Here is a 12,513-nt window from a genome sequence, read left to right as displayed (position 1 = left end):
TCTGTTTTGCTATGAAAGATAAATACGCTTTTAGAAAAATGACAGTATTACTCTGTTGGATTGCTATTTGTATGGCATTGTTGTTAGTGGAATGCCGTCATTCAAAAGACAATACAGAAAATCCAATAGAGAGTGATTCGCTTCAAAGTCAGGTTTTACCCCAAAAACTTTCCTTTGTTTTGAACGAACAAGACCTCAAGGCATTTTTTACAAGTTTTTCAGAGTCCGATTCACTTCAAAAAGAAGTAAAGACATTTTATGAAAGAAGAAATTACCATTATGCTTGGTTTACTACCAAAGGAATGGCTTTGGCTGTGCCAGTTTTTTATAAACAATTAGAAAATTACAGACACGATTTTGCAGATAATAGTCTCAATTATGCTCTTTTAGATACTTTGATTCGGGCTGTGAAGCGTGATAAAAAAGCTTTTCAAGCCAATAATCGCCAAACTCAGCAATTAGAAATATTACTGACGACAAGTTTTTTCAAGCACGCTCAAAAAGAGTACGAGGGTATTCAAGAAAATCCTTCAAAGCTTCAGTGGTTTATTCCACGAAATAAGAAAAATTACCAAGCTTTACTTGACTCATTGGTGTCGATACAACCTAATGCCGTGTTCGACGAACCTTTGAACGTTTATTATTTAAGGTTAAAAGAAAAACTTAGACTTTACCGCTCGATTGAGCGAGAAGGTGGTTTTCAACCCATTAGTTTTGATAAAAAACGTTTGACTTTAGGTGAACAAGATTCATGTTTATTAATCTTAAAAAAACACTTACTTGCTACTCAAGACCTTGCACAAAATGATAATTCTATACTTTTTACTGATACTTTAGCCCTTGCACTCAAGCATTTTCAAAGAAGAATGGGTTTGAATGCCAATGGTGTTTTAGACCAAAATACACTGACCGAACTGAATCGCCCGATTGATTTTAGGATTCAGCAAATTATGGTGAATATGGAGCGTTTGCGTTGGATTCCTGTAAAAATGGAAGAAGATTATATTTTGGTCAATATTCCTGAGTTTACACTACACTATTTTGAAAATTCAAAACAACTTTGGAAAACCAATGTGGTAGTAGGAAAAGCAGCGACAAAGACATCAATTTTTAAAGGAAACCTTTCAAATATTGTGTTGAATCCCTATTGGGGCGTTCCGATGAGTATTGGTAAGAATGAAATTTTACCACATCTCCAACGAAATCCGAATTACCTCCGTAAAAACAATATGGAAGTACTTTCGGGTGATAATGTGATAGATGCTTCGAGTATCCATTGGAAAGATTTTAAGGAGAATGTTCCTTTTACTTTCCGACAAAAACCGGGGAAAGACAATGCTTTGGGAAGAATAAAGTTTCTTTTTCCGAATAATTTCAATATTTACTTACACGATACGCCTTCAAAAAATTTATTTGGAGAAAGTAAAAGAGCATTTAGTCATGGCTGTATTCGGGTTGAAAATCCGAAGCAATTGGCATTATATCTTTTGCAAAAAACGGGCGATTGGGATGAAGAAAAAATAGATAAAGTTTTAGCCACGGATAAAGAAAAGTGGGTAAATATTCGCCCGAATTTTCCTGTGTATATCGCCTACTTTACCGCTTGGGTGGACGAAGAAGGCGACCTAAATTTCAGAAACGATATTTATCATTTAGATGAGCAGTTGATGAAGCGAATTTATGGCTTTGAGCTTTGAGCTTTGAGCTGTCTTTAAAATTTTTAATCAGTAAAGTTACATACAAAGGCTGGATACAGAAAAACTCAAAGCTGTAAGCTTATAGCTCACGGCTCAAAGCTCACAGCTAAAAAAAACATGAACCACAAAAACACCTTTGTTATTTCACAAAAAGCAGATGCTTTCTTTCAGGGTATTTATGATGTTTGTGTTTTTATTCTTCATTTTTTCAGAGAAGCGTTTTCGCCACCTTTTGAATGGAAAGAAATTATTGCACAATGTTATGTGGTAGGTTATAAATCACTGCCTTTAGTTTCGCTTACGGGTTTTATTACGGGAATTGTTTTTACGAAGCAATCACGACCTTCTCTTTCAAATTTTGGTGCGAGTTCTTGGTTGCCATCTTTGGTTTCAATTGCTATCATTAAGGCTTTAGCCCCTTTGGTAACGGCACTGATTGCCGCAGGAAAAGTAGGCTCGAATATGGGAGCAGAGTTGGGTTCAATGCGAGTAACTGAACAAATTGATGCCATGGAAGTATCGGCAACTAATCCTTTTAAATTTTTGGTTGTCACCAGAGTTACAGCTATTACGTTGATGTTACCGATTTTGGTAATTTATACAGGTTTTGTGGGTATGTTGGGTTCGTTTATGAATGTTCATCAAAACGAAGCAACCAGTTTCAATTCTTTCTTTCAGAGTGCTTTTAGTACCATTACGTTCTTAGATTTTTTCGCTTTTGTCTTCAAGGCATTTTGTTTTGGTTTTACCATCGGAATAGCTGGTTGTTATCAGGGTTATAATGCCGAAAATGGTACTCAGGGCGTTGGGAAAGCTGCCAATACTGCCGTAGTAATGGCGATGTTCATGGTTTTTATTGAAGAAATCATCATTGTTCAGCTTATAAATGCCATTCGTTAAGGATTTTTCTTATCAATTTTTTACTCAATCACTATTCAATATTTAATTTTTATGATGAATTCTTTAGCATCACAAAGTTACCCTAATAACGAATGTGTGATTCGTACAAGAGGTTTGAAAAAATCCTTCGGAAGTCTTAATGTCTTGAAAAATATCGACTTAGATATTGTCAAGGGTGAAAATTTAGCCGTACTGGGGCGGTCGGGGAGTGGAAAATCGGTGCTAATAAAAATTATTTCAGGCTTGCTAAAACCCGATGAAGGCAAAGTAGAAGTATTAGGACAAGAAATTGATAAAATCGGCCCGGAAGCTTTGCAAGCATTGCGGATGAAAATCGGTTTTTCTTTTCAAAATAGTGCCTTGTACGATAGTATGAGTGTGAAAGAAAATTTATCATTTCCCTTGGTCAGGAATAAAAGACATTTAGGCGAGAAAGAAGTAAAGTACGCTATCGAAGAAGTACTCAGTGAAGTGGGGCTGTCGCAAACGCTTAATCAAATGCCTTCTGAACTTTCGGGCGGACAAAGAAAACGTATCGGAATAGCTCGAACCTTGATTTTGAAACCTGAAATTATGCTTTACGATGAACCTACCGCTGGGCTCGACCCAATCACGAGTATTGACATCAACAACCTGATTTTGAAAGTTCAAAAAAAATATAATACCAGTGCCATCATTATCACCCACGATTTAACTTGTGCCAAAAAGACAGCCAACAAAGTAGCCATGATTGTTGATGGTACGTTTCTGACCTCTGGAAGTTTTGACGAAGTATTTACTTCTGATGATGAAAATGTAAAAGCCTTTTACGATTATAATTTTATAAAAACTGATGAACTCATCGAAAAATAAGCGTCCTATTATTGTTGGAATTTTTATATTTATTGGGCTGGGAATACTTTTACTTGCCATTTTTACTTTGGGCGGACAAAAGAAAACCTTCGTAAGTACTTTTACCATCAATGCCATTTTTGATGATGTCGAAGGCTTACAAGCGGGCGGAAATATTTGGTTTTCGGGTGTAAAAGTGGGGACAGTAAAAAAAATAACTTTCTACGGAAATACACAAGTACAAGTAATAATGAATATTGATAGAGAAGCAGAATCTCATATTCATCAAGGAGCAAAAGCCAAAATCGGTTCGGATGGTTTAATCGGTAATAAAATCATTGTTATTTATGGCGGAGATGCTCGTAAACCCCAAATTGAAAAAGGAGACTTTTTATCGGTAGAACATACACAAACGACCGAAGCGATGATGACCACCTTACAGGCAAACAATAAAAATCTGTTGGAAATAACCAATGATTTTAAAAGTATAAGTAACAAACTGAATCAAGGAAAAGGCTCTTTAGGAATTTTGTTGAATGACCCAACTTTAGCGTTGAAGTTGATGAAAACCGTTGACAAAATGGAAACAACGGTTAGCAATTTCAATGAAACTTCTTTAGAAACCAAAGGAACATTGACCAATCTACATCTTTTCTCACAGAAGTTGAATACGCAAGGGAGTTCCATAAACAGTTTTGTGACGGATACTTCTATCTATAAAAACATGAAAAATGCCTCTGTTCATTTAAGAAATGCCTCTTTATCCGTAGAAAAGTTTTCTAAAAATGCACAAGCGATAGGGAAGCGACTTGAACAAAAAGATAATGTACTTGGACTTTTGTTAAATGATTCTCTGTCAGCAAGTTTGCTGAAAAAAACTTTTAAAAATGCAGAAACCAGTAGTCAGAAATTGGATGAAGATTTAGAAGCCATTCAACATAATTTCTTGTTAAGAGGTTTTTTCAGAAAAAAAGAGAAAGCAAAAATTGACGAATAAATGTATCAATCAAAAATAGTAATCTGTGAATGATGTAAGTCTCTTCCAGAATTGTGTAACACATTCGCAACAGAATAGTAAGACCTTTGAGATAAGTAGTTGACAATGTTTATCAACTGATAAAAAAACTACTTCAAACACTTAGCAATAAGTGAAAGCTATTTAAAACTCAAAGATGATGTTAAAGAAAATTATGTTACTGTCTGCATTACTATTTGTCAATTCAAAAATTGTTACGGCACAATCATTATCAGTCGGCCCAATTGTTGGAGCTAATTTGGCAACGATTAATTCGTTACCCAACACCAAAAGTATTGCAGGTATTTCAGGCGGAGGGTTTGCCAATTACAGCGTTGATGAGCATTTGGGTATCGGAGCAAAAATTTTATACTCACAACTGGGAACAGCTTTTTCAAATTCGTCAAAAGTCGTTAAACTTCACTATATACAAATTCCGCTTTCTGCCATTTATTACTTCGGAGACAATGGCAGTGAGTTTCGTCCAAAGGTTTATGCTGGGCCTTATTTAGGAACATTACTGAAAGCAAAAGATGAAAATGGTAATGAAATTTTAAGACCAGACGGAACGCACGCTTACAACACTTTTGACCTTGGCGGACAAGTTGGACTGGGCTTTAACTATCGCATTATGCCAAGTACTTGGATAAATTTTGATGCTGGTTTTGCCAAAAGTTTCACAGATGTTTCAAAAAACAATAGCAATAGTTATCACAATGTGGCTTTTAGCTTGAATGTAGGCGTTAGCTTTCCGATAAGTGGGGAATAAAAAAATGAAGAATGAGTAATGTGATTTTTTATTTAAAGTATTGAAAATTAGTGTTTTACTTTAAATGAATGTGTTACTTGTTTGATAAAAATATTAAAAATAAGGATTGGAGTTTTAGTTTATTATGGTAATAAGCAGTTTGGTTAATTATTTAAGCAAAGCGTTTATACAGTGGTTAGGTAGTTCATAAACGCTCTCTTTTTAGAGAGTGTTTTTTGTTTTTCGGAAGCACACTTTTAAGAGTTTTTCAAATAAATGATTTCACATTATAAAATCTCAAGATTATGAAAACAGCAGCAGAATTGAACGCAGATATTTTAAGGATAACTTTGGCGATAAAGTCGCAATTTCCAGAACTATCAAAGTACATTGAAGAAATGCCAATAACAATGCCAGATGAAGAAAACCCGGACATTACGCTGAAAAATTTGAAAGAGTATTATGAATCATTAGAAAGTATTTTAAAAAAATATGTGCCGAATCATAAAGGGAGTTCACTTTAGTTTTTTTGGGGGGGACTTTAGGATTTTTGGACTTTAAGACTTTAGGATTTTAAGATTTTGGACTTTAAAATCTTAGCATTTATATTTCAAAATCAGAGCCTTTATTTACTGCATCTTCCTGATTTTTATGGTCTCTTATATTTGTTCTCTTTCTTCCTGCATACTTCTTATTTCCTCCTAAAGTCTTAAAGTCCTAAAATCCTAAAGTCAAGAAATTTCCATCCTTTAATGTGTGAAAAATATAAATTTTACACAAAACTATATAACAGCTTATTTCCTGAAAACCAACAACTTTACATAAGGTTAAGGCTGAGGATAATCTTGGAAAAATACCTGTTTAATTAGCCAGTTGAGCCACTCATTCTGGGAATAAAATTATGATAGAGGTAAAGAAAGAAGGTATTTTACTCCAGAAAACCAACAATGGTTTCGAGAACGAAGGAGTACTGAATCCTGCTGCCATCAGAGTAGGGGATTTTGTGCATTTATTTTATAGGGCGGTCAGTAAGGGAAATTATTCAAGTGTTGGTTATTGTAAACTCAAAAATGCTCTTGAAGTAATAGAACGAAGTGATACTCCTGTGATTTTCCCAGAATTCGACTACGAGTCTCATGGCATCGAAGACCCACGAATTGTAAAAATTGAAGATTTGTATTACCTCACTTACACCGCTTATGATGGCGTGAATGCTTTGGGGGCTTTGGCGACTTCCAAAGACTTGGTAGTCTGGGAAAAACTGGGATTGATAGTACCACAAATCACTTACCAAGAATTTAGTCGCTTGTCGAGTTCAAAAGGAGTATTAAATACCAAGTACGTTCGTTACAATCAGCATGAAAATACATATCACCAAGAAGACCCCGAGGTTTTAGTTTGGGATAAAAATGTAATTTTTTTCCCAAGACGAATCAATGGAAAACTCTTTTTTCTACATCGTATAAAGCCAGACGTGCAAATAGTTGTGGCAGTTGAAAACCTGAATGAACTCACTATTGAATATTGGCAAAATTACTTTTTACACTTCGACGAAAACATCGTATTAAAGCCTGAGTACGAACACGAAGCCAGTTATATCGGAGGAGGTTGTCCACCAATCGAAACCGAAAAAGGTTGGCTATTGATTTATCATGGCGTAAAAGATAGCATCAACGGCTATGTGTATGCGGCTTGTGCTGCTTTGTTGGACATTAACAATCCACAAATAGAATTAGCACGCTTGCCTTATCCACTTTTTAAACCCGAAGAAACTTGGGAATTGAAAGGTGAAGTAAATAATGTTTGCTTTCCGACAGGTGCGGTAGTTTTTGACGACCGCCTTTATATCTACTATGGAGCTGCCGACGAGCAAATCGCCGTGGCTTCTATTAGTTTATCAGCTTTACTCATAGAATTAACACAAAACACCAAGAAAAAATGAGCAATGACAACCAGAATGGCTTTTTGAAAAGTCTAAATTCCTATTCAATTTTGGGAGATAAAAATAACCTTTCGACAGAAAATCAAGAACTTCCAGAGATTTTATTCATTACTTCCTATCCACCTCGTGAGTGTGGGCTGGCCACTTATTCGCAAGATTTGATAATGGCTTTGAAGCATAAATTCAATCAATCTTTTGAGATGAATATTTGTGCTTTGGAAACTGAAAACGAGCGACATCAGTACAAGGGAAAAGTAAAATATATTCTGAATACCGATAATCCTCAGTCCTTTTACAGGCTTGCAGATAATATTAACGACGACGAAGTAATCAAATTAGTGGTAATTCAGCATGAATTTGGTCTTTTCAATCAACAAGAAAAAGCCTTTGTTGATTTCTTGCAAATGCTTACTAAACCCAAATGTTTGGTTTTTCATACGGTTTTGCCAAAACCCAATGCCAAATTGAAAGCCAATGTACAGCAAATGGCAAATTTTAGTGAATCCATTGTTGTAATGACCCATTCGTCGGCAAGTATTCTGAGTAACGAATACGGCGTAGCTTCCAACAAAATTACGGTAATCAAACACGGAACGCACTTGGTGGCTCATGCCGACAAAGCTGTTTTAAAAGATAAATATCAACTTACAGGCAAAAGAGTACTCTCTACTTTTGGTTTGTTGAGTTCGGGAAAAAACATAGAAACTACATTGGCTGCTTTGCCTGCCATTATCGAAAAAAATCCAGAAGTAATGTTTCTGATTATTGGTAAAACGCATCCTTCTATCGTAAAACAAGAAGGAGAGAAGTACCGAAATATGTTGGAAGAAAAAGTAAATACTTTGGGGCTTCAAGCACACGTCAAGTTCATTAATTACTTTGTGCCTTTGCCCGATTTACTCGAATATTTACAGTTGACAGACATTTATTTATTTACCTCAAACGACCCAAACCAAGCAGTAAGCGGTACTTTTTCTTATGCCATTAGCTGTGGTTGTGCCATTATTTCTACGCCCATTCCGCACGCTCGTGAAGTACTTCGCAACGATGCAGGTATCATTATCGACTTTGGTAATGCTACACAATTAGCAGAAGCGGTCATTAAATTATTAGGTAATGAAGACCTACTTAAAACCATCAGTTCCAAAGGTTTGCATAGAATCGTTCCGACTGCTTGGGAGAATTCAGCAATTGCTCATGCTCGGCTGTTTAGTAAAATAATGGACGAGCCAATGTCGCTTCATTTTAAAATACCAGCCGTCAAACTGGACCATATCAAGCGATTGACTACTTCTTTTGGCATGATTCAATTTTCGGTAATTAATCATCCTGATATAAATTCTGGTTATACTTTAGACGACAACGCTCGTGCTTTGGTAGCGATGTGCCAACATTTTGAATTAACCAAAGAAGAAAGTGACTTAACTTATATTTGTCTCTATATCAACTTTATTAGTTTTTGTTTACAGCCAAACGGAAGTTTCTTGAATTATGTAAGCGAAGACAAAAACTTTACAGAACAAAACTACGAAACCAATCTTGAAGATGCCAACGGTAGAGCTATCTGGGCTTTGGGCTATGTAGTGTCATTGAAAGAAGTATTGCCTTCTCCACTAATACTTAAAGCTGACCAACTGCTAAGTAAAGTATTAGTAGATATAGATAAAATTCACTCTACAAGGGCTATGGCGTTTATTATCAAAGGCTTATATTATCGTAGCTTATGGAAAAGTACAGAGCAAAGTACAGAATTGATAACTATTTTTGCCAATCGCTTGGTACAAATGTATCGTCACGAAGCAGAAAAAGATTGGCTTTGGTACGAAAGCTATCTTACTTACGGCAACAGTATTTTACCTGAAGCAATGCTTTGTGCTTGGCTGGCTACCGACAATCAGTTGTATCAAGATGTAGCAAAATCATCTTTTGATTTTCTTTTATCAAAGATTTTTAATGCTAATAGAATCAAGGTTATTTCAAACAAAGGTTGGCATCATAAACAAAACAATACCTTAGATAGTATTTTGGGCGGAGAACAACCCATAGATATTTCCTATACGATTCTTGCTCTGGGCAAGTTTTATACAGTATTCAAAACCGAAGAATACTATTTGAAAATGGAAATAGCCTTTAGTTGGTTTTTGGGGAATAATCATCTGCATCAATTAATTTATAATCCTTGCACTGGTGGCTGTTATGATGGATTAGAAGAAAATTATATCAACTTAAACCAAGGGGCGGAGTCAACCGTGAGTTATTTAATGGCTTGCCTAACACTTGAAAAAAGTAAATTAAATCAGCCACAAGTACGATGGCAACAGATTCGTCAATTGCAATATGGCTGAATCCATCATTTGGGGCTTTCTCCTGATAGTTTTATAAATACTTGGTGCTATTAATGTGTGAATGATAGAACTTATCTTCAATATTATGTAACACAATACGTAAACAAAAGCCTGACCTTTGTTGAGTAGAAAAGAAACATTTAATCAAAAAAGTCATGCAAAATTTCATTACAAAAAGAATCATTAGAAACAGTGTTTTAGGGATTCTAAGTATTTTTCTGGGTTTGTCTTTCGTATCGTGTACCAAACAAATTGCATTTCAAAATTCGGCAGTAGTACCTGCTGCCAGAGGAACAATCCATGTAAAAAGAGATGCCAATAAAAACTATGTGATTGGGGTAAATATTTTAGATTTGGCAGAAGTAAATCGTTTGACACCACCCAAAAAAACCTATGTTGTATGGATGCTGACTGAACAAAGTGAAACCAAAAATATTGGTCAAATCAATTCAGAAACTAAAATGTTTTCTAAAAAGTTGAAAGCCAATTTTGAAACGGTTTCTTCTGAAAAACCTATTCAGGTATTTATTACCGCAGAAGACGACGGAAGTACTCAGTACCCTGGCGAAGTGTTGGTACTTACTACCAATAAGTTCTAAGTAATACACTATGCTAAAAGAACACCTAATTTATATCAACACTTATTTATCAATCAGTTTTTACAGCCTATTTAAACTCAATTTTATTCTAAAACAATCAAGCTATGAAAAAGATATTAGTCATCACTTTGTTGCTGTTGTCGTGGATTGTAGTTCAAAAAGCTACGGCACAGCTCAGAGTTGGTCTGAATCTCAATGTAGGGATTCAGCCACAATGGGGGCCAGATGGCTACGACCACGTTTCGTATTATTATATCCCCGACATCGACGTATTCTATAATGTTGCCAGTCAGCAATATATTTATGAAGAAGGCGGACGATGGGTTTTTGCCCCTTCGTTACCCAATCGTTATGATAATTACGATTTATACAGAGGCTACAAAGTAGTGGTAAATGCCAAAACACCTTACAGAAGAGCCAATACTTATCGTGTAAAGTATGCCCGTTATAAAGACAATCATCAGCAACATATTATTCGTGATAGCCACGATTCACGCTATTTTTCAAATGTCAATCATCCGCAACACGAGCAATGGGAAAGAGAACAAAAGCAGAAAAAAGGGAATAATCATGAAAAGGAAAATCACCCCGGAAACGGCAACAACAAAGGTGGTGATCGAGAACATAAAAACGGTGGAAAGGGAAAGCACTAATGATTAAGAAAGGAAGAGTAGCTCATAAACAAAATGATTTAAACAGCTTAAATAAAAACACGATGAAATCAGCAAAAGTAATTTTCGGTATTTTAATAGGTATAGCAGGCGGTACACTTTTGGGTTTATTATTTGCCCCAGATAAAGGTTCGACAACACGCAAAAGAATTTTAGACAAAGGCGAAGACTATGCCGAAGGACTAAAAAATAAACTTGAAGGCGTTTTGGATGCCGTAGCAGACAAGTACGATACTACTTGGCAGAATGCACAAGTGGGTATCAACGACGGTAAAGAAAAAATGAAGGCCATCAAAGAAGATTTGAAAGCTTAGAAAATAGCATTGCTTTCCTGAATCTGTTTGCCATTCTTTCGTCTTAAAGCTATCTAAATATATCCTTATGAATATCCATGAAGCACCTTTGGAAACACTTGTTGAAAAAGTAGGAGATTATAGTAAAACTTCCTTGGCATTGTGCAAACTTACGGCTATCGACAAATTCGCTGATTTACTTTCTTCTTTGGCTGTCCAAATTATCGTTTATAGCATTCTTATTTTGGCAGTACTCATTGTGAATATTGGCATGGCATTATGGATAGGGGAGTTACTTGGAAAAACTTACTTTGGGTTCTTTGTTATCGCTGCTTGTTATGCTGTGTTGGCTTTTGTTTTACACATTTTTAGACTGAACTGGATAAAGTACCCGATAAACAATGCCATCATCGCTAAATTATTATCCTCTGAAAAAGCATGAAAAAGAAAAGCGAGATAGAAGCACTTCGAGAAGCAATTGCCCAATTAGAAATAAGGCAAAAACAGGAATTATTGGATTTGAAAACTCAGTTTACACTAACACAGGATAGTTTCAAGTCGATGAACCTTATCAAAAGCACTTTCAAAGATATATCCACTTCGCCCGATTTAAGGAATATGATTTTAAACAACACAATAGCCCTTACAACTGGCTATTTGTCGAAGCGTATTTTGGTGGGTTCATCGCACAATATTTTCAAAAAAGCCATAGGTACTTTTGTGGAGTTTACCGTAGCAAAACTGACGCTAAATCAGGCTGGAAAAATGGTAAATGTGGGCAAAAAAGTATTGAATTACTTTATCAATGCCCGACGCAAAAGCCTTCGCCTCAACACCAACATTCAAGAAAATGATGACACTTTTGAAGTATCAACCCCTTTAGGAAAAATCCAATCAAAGGAAGTAGTTGTTCTTCGTATAGAATAGTAGGTTATCAAAAACAGTCAATTAAAACTCAAATCACCATCAGTAATAGAAGTATTATTAATGGCTAATCAAAAAATCTAAATGAAAAAAACATTCGTATTTATCACAGCTATCGCAATGACGGTAGCAGTGATGGGCTGTGATTCTTCGGCCAAAAAAGTAGAAAACGCTCAAGAAGATGTAGCGGAAGCGAAAGCAGATTTGAAAGACGCTAAAGAAGATTATACCCAAGAAATAGAGTCTTATAGACAAGAAACGGCTGATAAAATTGCTACAAACGACCAAAGTATCGCTGAATTCAAGACCAGAATTGCCTCTGAGAAAAAAGAAGCAAAGGCAGATTACAACAAAAAGATTGTGGCTTTAGAAAAGAAAAATAGCGACATGAAAAAAAGAATGGATGAATACAAAGAAACGGGCAGAGAAAACTGGCTGATTTTTAAAATGGAATTCAACCGTGATATGGACGAGCTTGGACAAGCCTTCAAGGATTTAACTGTTAAAAATGTCAAATAAACTGAACCGAATTTTGTAAAACACTTAGG

At 35.6% G+C, this 12,513-nt stretch carries 14 protein-coding genes; all 14 read left to right on the top strand.

Going from position 1 to position 12,513, the window contains the following annotated elements:
• Positions 1 to 38: 38 nt before the first annotated feature.
• The 14 genes from VB248_RS08280 to VB248_RS08215 all read left to right on the top strand — a co-directional run bounded on the left by VB248_RS08280 (position 39) and on the right by VB248_RS08215 (position 12,484).
• Entirely contained in the window at positions 39 to 1,697 is a 1,659-nt protein-coding gene (locus VB248_RS08280; RefSeq protein ID WP_323296287.1) for a L,D-transpeptidase family protein, read from the top strand.
• Positions 1,698 to 1,814: 117 nt separating this feature from the next.
• Positions 1,815 to 2,597: an MlaE family ABC transporter permease gene (locus tag VB248_RS08275; protein ID WP_323296286.1), complete on the top strand. Its 783-nt coding sequence runs from the start codon at positions 1,815 to 1,817 to the stop codon at positions 2,595 to 2,597.
• A gap of 51 nt (positions 2,598 to 2,648) precedes the next feature.
• Entirely contained in the window at positions 2,649 to 3,449 is an 801-nt protein-coding gene (locus tag VB248_RS08270; protein ID WP_407652891.1) for an ABC transporter ATP-binding protein, read from the top strand.
• Positions 3,430 to 4,425, top strand: a complete 996-nt coding sequence (locus tag VB248_RS08265) for an MlaD family protein (protein WP_323296285.1) — start codon at positions 3,430 to 3,432, stop codon at positions 4,423 to 4,425. Before VB248_RS08270 ends, VB248_RS08265 begins: the two co-directional genes overlap by 20 nt.
• A 178-nt stretch (positions 4,426 to 4,603) precedes the next feature.
• Positions 4,604 to 5,212 (top strand): porin family protein, encoded by a 609-nt coding sequence (locus tag VB248_RS08260; RefSeq protein WP_323296284.1) that lies wholly within the window; start codon positions 4,604 to 4,606, stop codon positions 5,210 to 5,212.
• Positions 5,213 to 5,496: 284 nt separating this feature from the next.
• The gene (locus tag VB248_RS08255) at positions 5,497 to 5,715 is read left to right on the top strand and encodes a hypothetical protein (RefSeq protein ID WP_323296283.1); all 219 of its coding nucleotides are present in this window, start codon (positions 5,497 to 5,499) and stop codon (positions 5,713 to 5,715) included.
• A 377-nt stretch (positions 5,716 to 6,092) separates the two neighbouring features.
• Complete coding sequence (locus VB248_RS08250) at positions 6,093 to 7,133, top strand: glycoside hydrolase family 130 protein (RefSeq protein ID WP_323296282.1); 1,041 nt, start codon at positions 6,093 to 6,095, stop codon at positions 7,131 to 7,133.
• The gene (locus VB248_RS08245; protein WP_323296281.1) at positions 7,130 to 9,478 is read left to right on the top strand and encodes a glycosyltransferase; all 2,349 of its coding nucleotides are present in this window, start codon (positions 7,130 to 7,132) and stop codon (positions 9,476 to 9,478) included. Before VB248_RS08250 ends, VB248_RS08245 begins: the two co-directional genes overlap by 4 nt.
• A 155-nt stretch (positions 9,479 to 9,633) precedes the next feature.
• A complete protein-coding gene (locus VB248_RS08240) occupies positions 9,634 to 10,077 on the top strand; it encodes a hypothetical protein (RefSeq protein ID WP_323296280.1) in 444 nt (147 codons plus the stop codon).
• Positions 10,078 to 10,181: 104 nt separating this feature from the next.
• The gene (locus VB248_RS08235; RefSeq protein ID WP_323296279.1) at positions 10,182 to 10,730 is read left to right on the top strand and encodes a hypothetical protein; all 549 of its coding nucleotides are present in this window, start codon (positions 10,182 to 10,184) and stop codon (positions 10,728 to 10,730) included.
• A gap of 62 nt (positions 10,731 to 10,792) precedes the next feature.
• A complete protein-coding gene (locus VB248_RS08230; RefSeq protein ID WP_323296278.1) occupies positions 10,793 to 11,062 on the top strand; it encodes a YtxH domain-containing protein in 270 nt (89 codons plus the stop codon).
• Between the two features lie 67 nt (positions 11,063 to 11,129).
• The gene (locus VB248_RS08225) at positions 11,130 to 11,483 is read left to right on the top strand and encodes a hypothetical protein (RefSeq protein ID WP_323296277.1); all 354 of its coding nucleotides are present in this window, start codon (positions 11,130 to 11,132) and stop codon (positions 11,481 to 11,483) included.
• The gene (locus VB248_RS08220; RefSeq protein ID WP_323296276.1) at positions 11,480 to 11,968 is read left to right on the top strand and encodes a hypothetical protein; all 489 of its coding nucleotides are present in this window, start codon (positions 11,480 to 11,482) and stop codon (positions 11,966 to 11,968) included. Before VB248_RS08225 ends, VB248_RS08220 begins: the two co-directional genes overlap by 4 nt.
• An 81-nt stretch (positions 11,969 to 12,049) precedes the next feature.
• The gene (locus tag VB248_RS08215) at positions 12,050 to 12,484 is read left to right on the top strand and encodes a sll1863 family stress response protein (protein ID WP_323296275.1); all 435 of its coding nucleotides are present in this window, start codon (positions 12,050 to 12,052) and stop codon (positions 12,482 to 12,484) included.
• The last annotated feature ends 29 nt before the right edge of the window (positions 12,485 to 12,513 follow it).

It is taken from the genome of Arcicella rigui, assembly GCF_034929435.1.
GTDB lineage: Bacteria > Bacteroidota > Bacteroidia > Cytophagales > Spirosomataceae > Arcicella > Arcicella rigui.
The sequence above is the reverse complement of the archived record's forward strand: the minus strand, read 5'-3'. Positions and strand labels throughout refer to the sequence as shown.

Bases quoted from the DNA above. Each gene is read 5' to 3' on its own strand.
- VB248_RS08280 (WP_323296287.1), top strand. From the start codon at position 39: ATGACAGTATTACTCTGTTGGATTGCTATTTGTATGGCATTGTTGTTA.
- VB248_RS08275 (WP_323296286.1), top strand. From the start codon at position 1,815: ATGAACCACAAAAACACCTTTGTTATTTCACAAAAAGCAGATGCTTTC.
- VB248_RS08270 (WP_407652891.1), top strand. From the start codon at position 2,649: ATGATGAATTCTTTAGCATCACAAAGTTACCCTAATAACGAATGTGTG.
- VB248_RS08265 (WP_323296285.1), top strand. From the start codon at position 3,430: ATGAACTCATCGAAAAATAAGCGTCCTATTATTGTTGGAATTTTTATA.
- VB248_RS08260 (WP_323296284.1), top strand. From the start codon at position 4,604: ATGTTAAAGAAAATTATGTTACTGTCTGCATTACTATTTGTCAATTCA.
- VB248_RS08255 (WP_323296283.1), top strand. From the start codon at position 5,497: ATGAAAACAGCAGCAGAATTGAACGCAGATATTTTAAGGATAACTTTG.
- VB248_RS08250 (WP_323296282.1), top strand. From the start codon at position 6,093: ATGATAGAGGTAAAGAAAGAAGGTATTTTACTCCAGAAAACCAACAAT.
- VB248_RS08245 (WP_323296281.1), top strand. From the start codon at position 7,130: ATGAGCAATGACAACCAGAATGGCTTTTTGAAAAGTCTAAATTCCTAT.
- VB248_RS08240 (WP_323296280.1), top strand. From the start codon at position 9,634: ATGCAAAATTTCATTACAAAAAGAATCATTAGAAACAGTGTTTTAGGG.
- VB248_RS08235 (WP_323296279.1), top strand. From the start codon at position 10,182: ATGAAAAAGATATTAGTCATCACTTTGTTGCTGTTGTCGTGGATTGTA.
- VB248_RS08230 (WP_323296278.1), top strand. From the start codon at position 10,793: ATGAAATCAGCAAAAGTAATTTTCGGTATTTTAATAGGTATAGCAGGC.
- VB248_RS08225 (WP_323296277.1), top strand. From the start codon at position 11,130: ATGAATATCCATGAAGCACCTTTGGAAACACTTGTTGAAAAAGTAGGA.
- VB248_RS08220 (WP_323296276.1), top strand. From the start codon at position 11,480: ATGAAAAAGAAAAGCGAGATAGAAGCACTTCGAGAAGCAATTGCCCAA.
- VB248_RS08215 (WP_323296275.1), top strand. From the start codon at position 12,050: ATGAAAAAAACATTCGTATTTATCACAGCTATCGCAATGACGGTAGCA.